At 69.5% G+C, this 13,102-nt stretch carries 16 protein-coding genes; 12 read left to right on the top strand and 4 right to left on the bottom strand.

The genetic code is table 11. The annotated features are described in order from the left end of the window. Nucleotides 1-428 precede the first annotated feature (428 nt). Entirely contained in the window at nucleotides 429-860 is a 432-nt protein-coding gene (locus tag QC283_RS06585; protein WP_279560380.1) for an ATP-binding protein, read from the bottom strand. Nucleotides 861-1,277: 417 nt separating this feature from the next. Here QC283_RS06585 and QC283_RS06580 point away from each other — a divergent pair, with 417 nt between their 5' ends. Together QC283_RS06580 and QC283_RS06575 are read left to right on the top strand one after the other, a co-directional pair. Next, nucleotides 1,278-2,165, top strand: coding sequence for a helix-turn-helix domain-containing protein (locus tag QC283_RS06580; protein WP_279560379.1), 888 nt, complete (start codon nucleotides 1,278-1,280; stop codon nucleotides 2,163-2,165). After that, complete coding sequence (locus tag QC283_RS06575) at nucleotides 2,162-2,371, top strand: DUF397 domain-containing protein (RefSeq protein WP_279560378.1); 210 nt, start codon at nucleotides 2,162-2,164, stop codon at nucleotides 2,369-2,371. Before QC283_RS06580 ends, QC283_RS06575 begins: the two co-directional genes overlap by 4 nt. Here the strand turns inward: QC283_RS06575 and QC283_RS06570 are convergent. Beyond that, a complete protein-coding gene (locus QC283_RS06570; protein ID WP_443032556.1) occupies nucleotides 2,322-3,239 on the bottom strand; it encodes a helix-turn-helix transcriptional regulator in 918 nt (305 codons plus the stop codon). The two genes, QC283_RS06575 and QC283_RS06570, sit on opposite strands and share 50 nt — an antisense overlap. A gap of 77 nt (nucleotides 3,240-3,316) precedes the next feature. On the opposite strand from QC283_RS06570, the gene QC283_RS06565 reads away from it, so the two are divergent. From QC283_RS06565 to QC283_RS06550, 4 genes are all read left to right on the top strand, one after another. Beyond that, nucleotides 3,317-4,090, top strand: a complete 774-nt coding sequence (locus tag QC283_RS06565) for an SDR family oxidoreductase (protein ID WP_279560376.1) — start codon at nucleotides 3,317-3,319, stop codon at nucleotides 4,088-4,090. A 1-nt stretch (nucleotide 4,091) separates the two neighbouring features. Beyond that, complete coding sequence (locus QC283_RS06560) at nucleotides 4,092-4,301, top strand: tautomerase family protein (protein WP_279560375.1); 210 nt, start codon at nucleotides 4,092-4,094, stop codon at nucleotides 4,299-4,301. Between the two features lie 297 nt (nucleotides 4,302-4,598). Beyond that, a complete protein-coding gene (gene gdhA / locus QC283_RS06555; protein ID WP_279560374.1) occupies nucleotides 4,599-5,957 on the top strand; it encodes an NADP-specific glutamate dehydrogenase in 1,359 nt (452 codons plus the stop codon). Between the two features lie 140 nt (nucleotides 5,958-6,097). Further along, on the top strand, nucleotides 6,098-7,330 hold the full coding sequence (locus tag QC283_RS06550) for an acyltransferase family protein (RefSeq protein WP_279560373.1): 1,233 nt from the start codon (nucleotides 6,098-6,100) through the stop codon (nucleotides 7,328-7,330). A 40-nt stretch (nucleotides 7,331-7,370) separates the two neighbouring features. On the opposite strand, the gene QC283_RS06545 is transcribed toward QC283_RS06550, so the two are convergent. Together QC283_RS06545 and QC283_RS06540 are read right to left on the bottom strand one after the other, a co-directional pair. After that, the gene (locus QC283_RS06545; RefSeq protein WP_279560372.1) at nucleotides 7,371-7,766 is read right to left on the bottom strand and encodes a hypothetical protein; all 396 of its coding nucleotides are present in this window, start codon (nucleotides 7,764-7,766) and stop codon (nucleotides 7,371-7,373) included. Between the two features lie 135 nt (nucleotides 7,767-7,901). Beyond that, nucleotides 7,902-9,323, bottom strand: coding sequence for a hypothetical protein (locus tag QC283_RS06540; RefSeq protein WP_279560371.1), 1,422 nt, complete (start codon nucleotides 9,321-9,323; stop codon nucleotides 7,902-7,904). Between the two features lie 540 nt (nucleotides 9,324-9,863). On the opposite strand from QC283_RS06540, the gene rpsJ reads away from it, so the two are divergent. The 6 genes from rpsJ to rpsS are packed head-to-tail and all read left to right on the top strand — an operon-like array spanning nucleotide 9,864 to nucleotide 13,089. Further along, entirely contained in the window at nucleotides 9,864-10,172 is a 309-nt protein-coding gene (rpsJ, locus tag QC283_RS06535; RefSeq protein ID WP_003948644.1) for a 30S ribosomal protein S10, read from the top strand. Nucleotides 10,173-10,189: 17 nt separating this feature from the next. Then, on the top strand, nucleotides 10,190-10,834 hold the full coding sequence (gene rplC / locus QC283_RS06530; RefSeq protein ID WP_279560370.1) for a 50S ribosomal protein L3: 645 nt from the start codon (nucleotides 10,190-10,192) through the stop codon (nucleotides 10,832-10,834). Between the two features lie 8 nt (nucleotides 10,835-10,842). Next, entirely contained in the window at nucleotides 10,843-11,499 is a 657-nt protein-coding gene (rplD, locus tag QC283_RS06525; RefSeq protein WP_104634711.1) for a 50S ribosomal protein L4, read from the top strand. Further along, nucleotides 11,499-11,918 carry a 50S ribosomal protein L23 gene (gene rplW / locus QC283_RS06520; RefSeq protein WP_210957938.1) on the top strand — a complete coding sequence of 140 codons (420 nt, stop codon included), beginning with the start codon at nucleotides 11,499-11,501 and terminating at the stop codon, nucleotides 11,916-11,918. Before rplD ends, rplW begins: the two co-directional genes overlap by 1 nt. A gap of 40 nt (nucleotides 11,919-11,958) precedes the next feature. Continuing rightward, on the top strand, nucleotides 11,959-12,795 hold the full coding sequence (gene rplB, locus QC283_RS06515; RefSeq protein WP_279560369.1) for a 50S ribosomal protein L2: 837 nt from the start codon (nucleotides 11,959-11,961) through the stop codon (nucleotides 12,793-12,795). A 12-nt stretch (nucleotides 12,796-12,807) separates the two neighbouring features. Further along, nucleotides 12,808-13,089, top strand: a complete 282-nt coding sequence (gene rpsS, locus QC283_RS06510; RefSeq protein WP_055418366.1) for a 30S ribosomal protein S19 — start codon at nucleotides 12,808-12,810, stop codon at nucleotides 13,087-13,089. The last annotated feature ends 13 nt before the right edge of the window (nucleotides 13,090-13,102 follow it).

Here is a 13,102-nt window from a genome sequence, read left to right as displayed (position 1 = left end):
CCTCCATGATCGAGTGCCCCTCGGCGCATTCCAGCACGATCCGCGAGCGCAAGGCCAGAGCCTGGGCCGTCGAACGACGCCGCATCCAGCCCTCCAGCACCACCCGCTGGGCATCGGTCACCGACAATGGCGGAATCTTCGGACCCGGACGACTCATGCCCAACCAACGACAAATCTCCGACTCAGGTCACTAGGGTTTGCTTCCTTGGTGGTAGGCCCTCGCAGTGGGATGCCAGTCCCGGCGGGGGCCGAAGTATTTCTCGGTCGTTTGCGCTGAGAGTAGGGGAGTCGGGGACCCGAAAAGCCAGCCGAGCCGGTGATGTTCACCCGCCCGAGTGACGACGTGCCTCGGGCGGGAGGGGTGGGGCTTGGTGGGGTTCTTTTCGCCGAGTTCTTGTTATTGGTAAGGCGCCGATGGCACCGCAACCTCAAAACGTGGGTCGCGGTGCCGTAAAGCTCAGTTCCGCCCAGACGGTCTTGCGCGGGATGCGGCCCTCGGTTACTCCCCAGCGGTCCGCGAGCGTTTCCACGAGCAGCAGGCCACGGCCGGATTCGGCGTCGGGGGCGGGTGCTTGGGGGCGGGGGAGTTCCTGGCCTCGGGTGTCGGTGACCTCGATACGGAGGGTCTCGCCGACGACGTAGAGCGTGAGCCGGAAATCGCGGCCGGGGACGCGTCCGTGGTCCGCCGCGTTGTTGGCCAGTTCGGCGACGAGGAGGCGTGCCGGATCCAGGGGCAGTTCCCAGGAGCGGAGCTGCTCCGTCGCGAGCAGTCGGGCGAGGCGGGCGCCGCGTGGCGTGGGGGAGAGCTGCACGCTGAAGTTGCGGACGGCGGTCGTGAGTTCGGCGGATTTCTGGTTCACGTCACTCAGCGTGGAGCCGTGTGCGTACCGTGAGAAGTGACTCAGTGAGTACGCGCGATCACTGTCCGGGGGTCGTCCGGTGGTGTCGGTGCTGTCGGAGGCGTGGGGTTACGTGCCGCTGTCGCACGTCACGCGTCGTGAACATTTCGACGATTTTGTCCCTGGAGTGCTCGAATGAGCGTGCTGTGAACATTTTCGGGGAGTTGTTCACGGTTTTCTGGGGGTGGTCGAGGTGGCGGGCGGGGTGCCTAAAAATATGAATTGTGCGTTTTCTTCACCGAGAGGCAGTGTCGCGATCTAGCGTGAGTGGTGCCCGGTCGGTTGCGTGGTGTGACTGTCCGGTGCTGTCCGGACGGTCGGAGTGGTTGGTACGGGTAGGGCGTCGCGGTACGGCGCGGGACGACGGAGGGGTGCGGCATGACGGCGGTGGACGGTGAGATGGTACGGCCCGTGGAGGCTGCGGGTGAGGTGGACGAGCCGGGGTGGGAGGTGGACCCGGACGACGAGTGGGGCGTCGCGGTCATCACCACGGTGGGGCGGCAGTTGAAGCTGCGGCGCGAAGCGGTGGGCATGCGCGCCGGTGACTTCGGGGCGGCGGTGGGGTACGGGGAGGACCTCGTATACAAGGTCGAGGGCGGGAAGCGGATTCCCCGTCAGGAGTATCTGGACAGGGCCGACGAGGTGTTGGAGGCCGGTGGGCTCATCTCGGCGGCTTGGGAGGACGTGAAGAAGGTCCGGTACCCGAAGAAGGTTCGGGAGCTGGGGAAGTTGGAGTCGCAGGCGGTTGAGGTCGGGGTGTACGAGTGCAACATCATCCCGGGCTTGTTGCAGACGTCAGAGCACGTGCGGATCTTGATCCGGGCAGCGCAGCCTCCGTACTCACCGGATGACGTGGAACGCATGGTGGCCGCTCGGCTGGCCCGGCAGTCGGTGTTTGAACGCGACCCTGCTCCGTCCATCCACTTCGTGGTGGAAGAGGCGCCGCTGCGCCGACAGGTTGGGGGCACAATGGTGTGGCGACAGCAGCTCGAACACCTGCTGGAGGTAGGGCGATTGAACAGCGTCACGCTTCAGGTCATGCCGACCAACACGGATGCTCACCCAGGCTTGGACGGCAGGATCGAGCTGCTGAAGTTCCCGGACGGTACGGCTGTGGGGCGCGCTGACGGCCTGTTCAACGGACGGCCCGTCTCCGACCCGAAGCAACTCCGCATCCTGGAGTTGCAGTACGGCACCATCCGGGCGCAGGCACTCCCGCCTCGGGAGTCGCTGGCCTTCGTCGAGAAACTGCTGGGAGAGACATGATGCGCAAGGCCTCCGCCGGGGATGCCTCCGAACTGGCGTGGTTCAAGAGTAGCTACAGCGGTGGTACCAACGGCGAGTCCTGCGTCGAGGTCGCCGCCACCCCCGGCACCATCCACATCCGCGACTCCAAGACCACCGAAGGCCCCCGCCTGACCCTCACCCCCGTCGCCTGGGCGGACTTCCTGCCGTACGCGTCGGAGAACTGACCGCCGACTCGGCGACGACCTCCTGCGTCCCCACCACCGCGAGCAGCTCCAGCAGCCCCGCGCTGTCCGTCCCCACGGCCGGTGTGAACCAGAGCAGCCGCTGCCGCCCGTCCTCGCTGATCAGGTTGAGGCAGTTGACCTCGACGAGACCCAGCGTGGGGTGGAGGAGCCGTTTGCGGTCCTCCCGCCGGAACGCCACGTCATGGTCGGCCCACAGCGCGGCGAACTCGGGGGAGACGTCGAGCAGCGTACGGATCATCGTGCCGGTCTCCGCGTCCTTCGCGTCCCGCCTCGCGGCGGCGGCCCGCAGGTCGGCGACGAAGGAGCGGGACTTGCCCGCGTGGTCGGCCTCGGGATACAGGTTCCGGGCGTCGGGTTCGGTGAACCAGCGGTGGACGAAGCTGGCCCGGGGCCCCCGGAAGCCGGACTGGTCGCCCAGCAGCGCCACCGCCAGCGGATTCTGTACGAGGGTGACGTGCAGGTCCGTGATCACCTGGGCCGGGGTCGAGGTCATCCGGCCGAGCAGGTCGAGCATGCCGGGGTGGACGTGCGAGGCGGCCCCGCCCTGTGCGGGCACCGGGCGGTCGGCGAGCCGGTAGAGGTAGTCCCGCTCGTCGACGGTCAACCGCAGCGCCCTCGCCAGCGCGGCGATCATCTGCTCGGACGGCTGGGATCCGGCGCCGCGCTCCAGCTCGTTGTAGTAGTCCACGGACGCCCCGGCGAGCTGGGCGACCTCCTCACGGCGCAGCCCCGGCACCCGGCGGCGCGGTCCGACCGGGAGGCCGACGTCGGCCGGGCGGATGCGCTCGCGCCGCGAACGCAGGAAAGCTCCCAGCTCGGCGTACTTCACAGGGCTCATGCCGTCCATTCTGCGTCCCGTCGGGGTGGCGACCCAGGGGATGACATCCCCTGGTTGCGCGGGCCGGCCGCGCGCATCGTGGAGTCATGAGCACGCACACACATCAACAGACGACCGCACCGGAGGCCGGCACCCGGAGGGTCGCCGTCGTCACCGGCGGATCGCGCGGCATCGGCCGGGCGGTCTCGCAGAGGCTCGCCGAGGACGGACTGGACGTCGTCGTCAACTACGCCCGCGACGCCTCGGCCGCCGACGAGACGGTGAAGGCGATCGCCGGGGCCGGCGGACGGGCGATCGCCGTACAGGCGGACGTGGCGGAGGAGAAGGAGGTCGCCGCGCTGTTCGACCGGGCGGAGGAGGAGTTCGGCGGCGTCGACGTGGTCGTGAACTCGGCCGGGCGGATGACTCTGTCGCCGATCGCCGACCTCGACCTGGCGGCGCTCGACGCCATGCACCGCACCAACATCCGCGGCACCTTCGTCGTCGCCCGGCAGGCGGCGCGGCGACTGCGGGCCGGGGGGTCGTTCGTGGGGTTCTCGACGTCCGTCGTCGGCACGCAGTTCCCCACGTACGGCGCCTACGCGGCCAGCAAGGGAGCCGTGGAGGCGATGACGCTGATCCTGGCGCGGGAGCTGCGCGGTCGGGACATCACCGTGAACACGGTCGCACCCGGGCCGACGGCCACGGACCTGTTCCTCGACGGCAAGACTCCCGAGCAGATCGACCAGCTCGCGAAGACCCCGCCCCTGGAGCGGCTGGGCACCCCCGACGACATCGCGGCCGTGGTCGCCTTCCTCGGCAGTCCCGCCGGGCACTGGGTGAACGGCCAGATTCTGCGCGCAAACGGAGGAATGATCTGACATGCCTTTCGCACACTTCAAGGTCCCCGCGGGCACCCTCACCGCCGAGGACAAGAGGAAGATCGTCGAGCGCACCACCGACCTGTACGCGGAGATCTACGGCGAGCGGGCCCGCCCGACCACCGTCGTCCTCGTCGACGAGGTCCTCGACGGTGGCTGGGGCGTCGGCGGCGGCGTCCTGACCGCCACCATGCTCAACGGCGACGCTTGACCGCTGTCCGGGACGCTCGGGTAACCTTCGTCCCGGACATCCGTTAACGACCGGTATGCGAAAGATCGGTCTCACATAGTGGTCACGCCCTGCGCGGGGTACTGGCCAGGATGTTTACATGCGCGTAACACTTAGGTGTCCCGCGCACGGCAACGGCGCCGAGCGCCCACCACCGGACCGACCCGGACGACGGCCTGTACGGCCAGGGCCCCGTACATCTGCGTACGCCCCCACACCCCCCGTACCCCCGTCCCTCCGCCCCGGTCTCCGGTGCCCGCCGTGCCAGAAAGGCCCCCTGTGACGACGCGAAGCGAGACCAGGACCGCGCTCGACCACCTGCTCACCGAGATCGAACACCGCAACCCGGCCCAGCCCGAGTTCCACCAGGCCGCCCACGAGGTGCTGGAGACGCTCGCGCCGGTGCTCGCGGCCCGCCCCGAGTACGCCGAGCCGGGCCTCGTCGAGCGGCTGGTCGAGCCCGAGCGGCAGGTCATCTTCCGGGTGCCGTGGCAGGACGACCAGGGCCGGGTCCACGTCAACCGCGGCTTCCGCGTCGAGTTCAACAGCGCGCTGGGCCCCTACAAGGGCGGCCTGCGCTTCCACTCCTCCGTCAACCTGGGCGTCATCAAGTTCCTGGGCTTCGAGCAGATCTTCAAGAACGCGCTGACCGGCCTCGGCATCGGCGGCGGCAAGGGCGGCAGCGACTTCGACCCGCACGGGCGGAGCGACGCGGAGGTCATGCGGTTCTGCCAGTCGTTCATGACGGAGCTGTACCGGCACATCGGCGAGCACACCGACGTCCCCGCGGGTGACATCGGCGTCGGCGGCCGGGAGATCGGCTACCTGTTCGGCCAATACCGCCGGATCACCAACCGCTGGGAGGCCGGTGTCCTCACCGGCAAGGGCGCGGGCTGGGGCGGCTCGCTGATCCGCCCGGAGGCCACCGGATACGGCAACGTGCTCTTCGCGGCGGCCATGATGCGCGAGCGCGGTGAGGACCTGGAGGGCCAGACCGCGGTCGTGTCCGGCTCCGGGAACGTCGCCATCTACACCATCGAGAAGCTGGCCGCCCTCGGCGCGAACGCCGTGACCTGCTCGGACTCCTCCGGCTACGTCGTCGACGAGAAGGGCATCGACCTCGACCTGCTGAAGCAGATCAAGGAGGTCGAGCGCGGCCGGGTCGACACGTACGCCGAGCGTCGCGGCGCCTCGGCCCGCTTCGTGCCCGGCGGCAGCGTCTGGGACGTCCCGGCCGACCTCGCGCTCCCGTCCGCCACGCAGAACGAGCTGGACGAGAACGCCGCCGCCACCCTCATCCGCAACGGCGTGAAGGCGGTCTCGGAGGGCGCGAACATGCCGGCGACGCCCGAGGCCGTTCACCTCCTCCAGCGTTCCGGCGTCGCCTTCGGCCCCGGCAAGGCGGCCAACGCGGGCGGCGTCGCGGTCAGCGCGCTGGAGATGGCGCAGAACCACGCCCGTACGTCGTGGACGGCGGCGCGGGTCGAGGAGGAGCTGACGCACATCATGAACGACATCCACACCACCTGCCACGAGACCGCCGAGCGCTACGACGCCCCCGGCGACTACGTGACGGGCGCCAACATCGCGGGCTTCGAACGCGTCGCCGACGCGATGCTGGCCCAGGGCGTCATCTGACGGACCGACCCCCGAGGGGCGGGCCCTCCCGGGGCGCAGGCTGAACCCCGGGAGAACAACCCGCGAACACGGCACGGAGCGCGGGCGGCGGCTTGCTCAAACCCCTACCGCTCGTGTGAACACTGTTCTTGTCTGTTCGAATGGTGCGCGCAGCGGACAGTGAGACATCGGTGCCCGAGCGGGCGGAGGAGCGGTCGAAGCAGCCGCTCCCGCCGCTCGCCATAACGGTGCCGACGGGCCGGCCGTCACTCGCCGGGCCTCGCGCCCGCCCCCGTGGGCAGGCCGCGCAGGGCGGGAAGCGCGCGGGCGGACGCCTGTACGTCATCGACGGCATCCGCCTGCTCGCCGCGCTGATGGTGGTCGCACACCACTACGCCGGCACCTGGCGCGCCGACCGCCCCGGCAACCTGATCTGGGACCGCCCGGTGTCCGAGATCATGCCCACGGTGTTCCGCGTCGCCTCCTACGGCTGGATCGGCGTCGAGATCTTCTTCGTGATCAGCGGCTTCGTGATCTGCATGTCGTGCTGGGGCCGCACACCGCGCCAGTTCTTCATCTCCCGCGTGATCCGGCTCTACCCGGCGTACTGGTTCGCGGTCGTGTTCACCACGGCCGTGCTGATCGCCGTACCCGGTGTGTGGGAACGCCTCCGCCTGCGCGAGGTCCTCCTCAACCTGACCATGCTCCAGTCCGGCTCCGGCGTACCGAACGTCGACGGCGTCTACTGGACCCTCTGGTCCGAGCTGCGCTTCTACCTGCTCTTCCTGGTCGTCGTCGCCATGGGCCTGACGTACCGCAGGGTCGTGCTCTTCTGCTGCGTGTGGGGCGCGGTCGCGATGTTCGCCCCGGTCGCCGACCTCCACCTGCTGGAGCTGGTCGCCAACCCGGACGGCGCCTGGTACTTCATCGCCGGCCTCGCCCTCTACCTCATGCACCGCTTCGGCCAGGACCTGCTCCTGTGGGGCATCCTCGCCATGGCGTGGCTGATGGGCCAGCTGGAACTGGGCGACCGCATCGACGAGGTCGAACGCGTCTCGGGCTGGCGCGGGAGCGTGGCGATCTTCACCGTCTTCCTGCTCTTCATGGTCGCCGTGGCGCTCGGCCACACGGACCGGATCCGCTGGAAATGGCTGGTCACGGCCGGTGCCCTGACGTACCCGCTCTACCTGGTCCACTACGCGGCCGGCACGACCCTCATCGCCCGCCTCCACGACACGATGGACCCCCGGCTGCTCCTCGCCCTGCTCACCACGGGCTTCCTGCTCCTGAGCTGGCTCATTCACCGCTTCGTGGAACGGCCGGTGTCGCGGCTGCTGAAGAAGGGCCTGGACACGTCCTTCGCACGGTTGCGGAACGCGGACGCCCGGGGGTGACGGCCTGACGGCCACGGCGTCACCCGAACGCGGTGACCGGTCACGCGGCGCCGGAGCCGGTTCCGTCTCCGGTGCTGTCGTCCGTACCCGGGGCTGACGCCTTCGCCAGGCGGCCCAGCAGCCTGGCGTAGACCGTCGTCGCCGCCGCGACGACCGTCGCGATGGTCGACAGGGCCAGGATCCCGAGCAGCGCCGGCCACTGGCGCAGTTCGCTGTCGCAGAGGGAGCCGTCCCGCTGGAACGGGTCGATCAGCGGGCCCTCGCAGCGCGGGACACCGTCGTAGGACTCGGGGCCGTACGAGGAGAGCATCAGGAACGCGAAGTACATCCACAGCGCGAGCGCCAGCAGAATCCACACGACCGACCACTTGTCCACGCGGCCGGCGTCCCGAAGTGCCTTCGACGCCTCACCCTTGGTCGCCTCCCTAACCGTCACGCGATCCCCCAAGTGTCCGCCCTGGTCCCGTCGGTGACCCTACGTGGTGATCGGGGAGCGTCCGTGCGGCGCGGTCCCCGACCGACGGGACGGAAGGGCGAAGCCCGGTACGGCAGCCGAGCGGGTCGGCCGGACTCACCCCGCCCGTACGCGCCGGTCCCGGCTCCGCCGCCGTTCCCACACCGGCAGGTCGTCCATGTGAGCCGAGCGCGTCGCCAGTACCGCCGCCACCCCGGCGACCGCCACCCCGGCGACCGCCACCCCGGCGAGCGGCAGATAGCCCGTGAGGTGGGACGCCGTACCGGTCAGCAGGGGCACCGCGCACGCGCCCACCACCGCGTAGAGCGCGACCAGCCCCAGGCGCACGACCGGGGACGTGCCGCACAGGCCCGGCCAGTCGCGCACGTGGAAGGACGGGTCCGTGGACTGCTCCGAGGCCACTTCGCGCTCCCGCAGGCGACCCAGGTCCGCGGGGTAGGCCGCGCAGTGGAAGATCCGGCCGTCCGGGGCGACGAAGACGCAGACGACAGCCTTGCTCTCGCGCACCAGGCGCCAGCGCGTCGCCCACATCAGCCGGCCGCCCGCCGGGCCGAACTCCGCCGCCAGCGCGGGTATCGCGGCGTCCGGCACGAGCAGCCGCAGCCTGCCGCCGTCGTGGACGGCATAGAGGGTACGGAGGACGTCCACCCGCGTCGTACCGGCCCGGGCGCCGACCGTCGTGTGCTCGTTGCGGACCGCCGTCAGCGCGGTGACTCGCAGCGACTTCACCCGGCCTGTCGCGGCGTCCTCCACCAGCACCCGGCGCGGCCCGTCCGCACCGCGGTGGCGGCCGAAGACGGCGATCACCACGATCGCCGCCAGGAGGGTCGCGAGCCACGGGCCGACGGAGAACGGAGGGCGCCAGGTCTGGGCGTACGCGCCGAGGTCCGTGCTGTCGTCCACCCAGCCGCCCAGCTCGGGGCGGCCGGGGGAGTGCAGGACGTCGACCTCGTTCCCCTGGTAGGGGAGCCCGGCCACGATGCCCCGGTCCACGGTCAGCCGGGTACCGTCGGGCAGCTCGGTGGTGAGGTCGGCGTACCAGTAGCTGCCGAACTTGCGTCCGGAGACGCCCACGTTCGACTTCTCCTCGGAGCTGACGCCGGTGATCGTCCCCGTCGAGACGACGGCACCCGCGTCCTGGATGCCGGCCAGCGCACGGCCCTGGTGGCCGTCGGGCTGCCAGGCGAGGAGGAGGGCCGGGACCAGCGCGAACCCGGCGAGGGCGGCGGCGGGCAGGCGGCCCAGCGAGGCGAACGGGGTCCGGGGGATCACCGCGGGCAAGCGGTCGGTGGGGACCGCGGTGACGGGGGCGTCGTCCGGTGGGGCGGTGTACCGGGGTGCCCGCCAGGTCGCCGCCACCCAGGCGAGGCCGCACAGCAGCGTCGCGCCCAGGACGACCAGAAGGTCCCAGCGCGGTACGGGCGCCCCGTACCGCAGCAGCGGCAGCAGCGCCGCCACCGCCGCGCATATCAGCGCCGCACCGCCCCAGCGCCTGGTCCAGACCGTGGATCTTCGCATGGACGCATACAACCGTCTGGCCCGTGGACACGGATAGCCTCGTGCGCCGGTTTCGCCCGGTTCCCGGAGGTCCCGTGGCCGCGGCTCGGGCCCGGTGAGGTCGCCTCCGCGCGAGCGCCTGTTTGACCTCCGTCACCTTCGGGGTATTCTCTCCGGCCCGATTGGCCAGGCCCCCGCCCCGTATGGCAGACTAGCGGAGTTGCTCGGTCGAGTGCCGATGCTGCGCGCCTCCCGCCGGGGGGACCGGAAGCGAGTCCCACAGTACTCGTCGTCCCACGTATTACATCGAGAGGTGTAGGGGCGGACGTACGGGAATCTTCCGGGAAGCGTCAGCGGGGTGCAGACCAGGCGCCCGGTGGGCCTCTCGCCCCCGCCCCGCGGTTCCGGAAGGGCCCGCGACTCCCACTGCAGGGAAGTCCCGAAAGGGACATCCGTTTCAGCGAGAGCGCGACACGCCCGACCGCGTGGGTCGGAGGGGGAGCGGAAGAAAAGGGACCACCGGGTCCAGAGCGTTTCGAGAGACAGGACTACTGAGTAGCCATGGCGGGACAGAAGATCCGCATCCGGCTCAAGGCCTACGACCACGAGGTCATCGACTCTTCGGCGAAGAAGATCGTCGAGACGGTGACTCGCACTGGTGCGTCGGTCGCGGGCCCGGTGCCGCTGCCCACTGAGAAGAACGTGTACTGCGTCATCAAGTCGCCGCACAAGTACAAGGACTCGCGCGAGCACTTCGAGATGCGCACGCACAAGCGCCTGATCGACATCCTCGACCCGACGCCCAAGACCGTTGACTCTCTGATGCGACTCGACCTCCCGGCCGGTGTCGACATCGAGATCAAGCTCTGAGGGCCGGTGATCTGAAGATGAACAAGCAGGTCAAGGGCATCCTGGGCGAGAAGCTCGGCATGACGCAGGTGTGGGACGAGAACAACCGTGTTGTTCCGGTCACCGTCGTCAAGGCCGGCCCGAACGTCGTCACCCAGGTCCGTACGAACGACGTCGACGGCTACGAGTCGGTCCAGATCGCCTTCGGCGAGATCGACCCGCGCAAGGTGAACAAGCCCCTCAAGGGCCACTTCGCCAAGGCCGACGTCACCCCCCGTCGTCACCTCGTCGAGATCCGTACCGCTGGTGCCAGCGAGTACACCCTCGGCCAGGAGATCACCGCTGAGGCCTTCGAGTCCGGCGTGAAGGTCGACGTCACCGCGAAGAGCAAGGGCAAGGGCTTCGCCGGCGTCATGAAGCGCCACAACTTCAAGGGTGGCAAGGCGTCGCACGGTGCCCACCGTGTGCACCGCATGCCCGGATCCATCGGTGGCTGTGCCACCCCCGGCCGTGTCTTCAAGGGCATGCGCATGGCGGGTCGCATGGGCAACGAGCGGGTCACCACCCAGAACCTGACCGTTCACGCCGTTGACGCGGAGAAGGGCCTGCTCCTCATCAAGGGCGCGGTTCCTGGTCCGAACGGCGGCCTCGTCCTGGTCCGCACTGCGGCCAAGGGGGCCTGAGGTAACCGATGAGCACTGTTGACATCCTTTCGCCTGCCGGCGAGAAGACCGGAAGCGTCGAGCTCCCCGCGGAGATCTTCGGCGTGGAGAAGATCAGCATCCCGCTGATCCACCAGGTCGTCGTCGCGCAGAACGCCGCTGCCCGCCAGGGCACGCACAAGACCAAGCGTCGCGGCGAGGTCCGTGGTGGCGGCAAGAAGCCGTACCGCCAGAAGGGCACCGGCCGCGCCCGCCAGGGTTCGACCCGTGCGCCGCAGTTCGCCGGCGGTGGCGTCGTCCACGGCCCGCAGCCGCGTGACTACTCGCAGCGGACCCCGAAGAAGATGAAGGCCGCGGCCCTGCGCCACGCCCTCACCGACCGGGCCCGCCACAACCGGATCCACGTCGTCACCGGCGTCATCGAGGGCGAGAACCCGTCCACGAAGGCCGCCCGGACGCTGTTCGGCAAGATCTCGGAGCGCAAGAACCTGCTCCTGGTCGTCGACCGCGCCGACGAGGCCGCGTGGCTGTCCGCCCGCAACCTGCCCCAGATCCACATCCTGGAGCCGGGCCAGCTGAACACGTACGACGTTCTCGTCTCGGACGACGTGGTCTTCACCCAGGCCGCCTTCGAGTCCTTCGTGTCCGGCCCCAAGGCTGCTGACACCGAAGGGAGCGAAGCCTGATGGCTACGCGTCACCCGAGCATCGCCTCCAAGGCGGCCAAGGCCGCCAAGGCCGCGCGCGTCGCCAAGGCGCGTCGCCACGAGGCCGAGGGCAAGAACACCGTCGTCACGCCGGTCAGCAAGTCGTTCACGGACCCCCGTGACGTGCTGCTGAAGCCGGTCGTCTCCGAGAAGAGCTACGCGCTCCTCGACGAGAACAAGTACACGTTCGTCGTCGCCCCGGGTTCCAACAAGACCCAGATCAAGGAAGCCGTCCAGGCGGTCTTCTCGGTCAAGGTCACCGGGGTCAACACGATCAACCGCCAGGGCAAGCGCAAGCGGACCCGCACCGGCTTCGGCAAGCGTGCCGACAGCAAGCGCGCGATCGTGACCCTTGCCGAGGGCGACCGTATCGACATCTTCGGCGGTCCGACCTCCTGACGGAGGTCCGGATCGTCCGGAATCGGACGAGGACTGAGAAATGGGAATCCGCAAGTACAAGCCGACTACGCCGGGCCGTCGTGGCTCCAGCGTCGCCGACTTCGTCGAGGTCACGCGGTCCACGCCGGAGAAGTCGCTGGTCCGCCCCCTGCACAGCAAGGGCGGCCGTAACAACGCCGGTCGTGTGACCGTTCGCCACCAGGGTGGCGGACACAAGCGCGCCTTCCGCGTGATCGACTTCCGTCGGCACGACAAGGACGGCGTGCCGGCGAAGGTCGCGCACATCGAGTACGACCCCAACCGCACCGCGCGCATCGCGCTGCTGCACTACGCCGACGGCGAGAAGCGCTACATCCTCGCCCCGCGCAACCTGCAGCAGGGTGACCGCGTCGAGAACGGTCCCGGGGCCGACATCAAGCCGGGCAACAACCTGGCCCTCCGCAACATCCCGGTCGGTACCACGATCCACGCGATCGAGCTCCGTCCCGGTGGCGGTGCCAAGTTCGCCCGCTCCGCCGGTGCCTCCGTGCAGCTGCTCGCGAAGGAGGGCTCGATGGCCCACCTGCGCATGCCGTCCGGAGAGATCCGCCTGGTCGACCAGCGCTGCCGCGCCACGGTCGGCGAGGTCGGCAACGCCGAGCAGAGCAACATCAACTGGGGCAAGGCGGGCCGTAAGCGCTGGCTGGGCGTTCGCCCGACCGTGCGTGGTGTGGTCATGAACCCGGTGGACCACCCGCACGGTGGTGGCGAAGGCCGTACCTCGGGTGGTCGCCACCCGGTGTCCCCCTGGGGCAAGAAGGAAGGCCGTACTCGTTCGCCCAAGAAGGCGTCGAACAAGTACATCGTCCGCCGCCGCAAGACGAACAAGAAGCGCTAAGGACGGGTTGAGATGCCTCGTAGCTTGAAGAAGGGACCCTTCGTCGACGACCACCTGATCAAGAAGGTGGACACGCAGAACGAAGCCGGTTCCAAGAACGTCATCAAGACCTGGTCCCGTCGCTCGATGATCGTCCCGGCGATGCTCGGCCACACGATCGCGGTGCACAACGGCAAGACCCACATCCCGGTGTTTGTCACCGAGTCCATGGTCGGCCACAAGCTCGGCGAGTTCTCGCCGACGCGCACCTTCCGGGGTCACGTCAAGGACGACCGGAAGTCGAAGCGCCGCTAGTCAGCGGGGTGTG

The organism is Streptomyces sp. DH41 (assembly GCF_029813785.1).
Classification (GTDB): domain Bacteria; phylum Actinomycetota; class Actinomycetes; order Streptomycetales; family Streptomycetaceae; genus Streptomyces.
This window is presented reverse-complemented; position numbering and strand designations above follow the sequence as displayed.

Coding starts and splice junctions, on each gene's coding strand:
- QC283_RS06580 (WP_279560379.1), top strand. CDS start 1,278: ATGACGGCGGTGGACGGTGAGATGGTACGGCCCGTGGAGGCTGCGGGT.
- QC283_RS06575 (WP_279560378.1), top strand. CDS start 2,162: ATGATGCGCAAGGCCTCCGCCGGGGATGCCTCCGAACTGGCGTGGTTC.
- QC283_RS06570 (WP_443032556.1), bottom strand. CDS start 3,239: ATGGACGGCATGAGCCCTGTGAAGTACGCCGAGCTGGGAGCTTTCCTG.
- QC283_RS06565 (WP_279560376.1), top strand. CDS start 3,317: ATGAGCACGCACACACATCAACAGACGACCGCACCGGAGGCCGGCACC.
- QC283_RS06560 (WP_279560375.1), top strand. CDS start 4,092: ATGCCTTTCGCACACTTCAAGGTCCCCGCGGGCACCCTCACCGCCGAG.
- QC283_RS06550 (WP_279560373.1), top strand. CDS start 6,098: ATGGTGCGCGCAGCGGACAGTGAGACATCGGTGCCCGAGCGGGCGGAG.
- QC283_RS06540 (WP_279560371.1), bottom strand. CDS start 9,323: ATGCGAAGATCCACGGTCTGGACCAGGCGCTGGGGCGGTGCGGCGCTG.
- rpsJ (WP_003948644.1), top strand. CDS start 9,864: ATGGCGGGACAGAAGATCCGCATCCGGCTCAAGGCCTACGACCACGAG.
- rplC (WP_279560370.1), top strand. CDS start 10,190: ATGAACAAGCAGGTCAAGGGCATCCTGGGCGAGAAGCTCGGCATGACG.
- rplD (WP_104634711.1), top strand. CDS start 10,843: ATGAGCACTGTTGACATCCTTTCGCCTGCCGGCGAGAAGACCGGAAGC.
- rplW (WP_210957938.1), top strand. CDS start 11,499: ATGGCTACGCGTCACCCGAGCATCGCCTCCAAGGCGGCCAAGGCCGCC.
- rplB (WP_279560369.1), top strand. CDS start 11,959: ATGGGAATCCGCAAGTACAAGCCGACTACGCCGGGCCGTCGTGGCTCC.
- rpsS (WP_055418366.1), top strand. CDS start 12,808: ATGCCTCGTAGCTTGAAGAAGGGACCCTTCGTCGACGACCACCTGATC.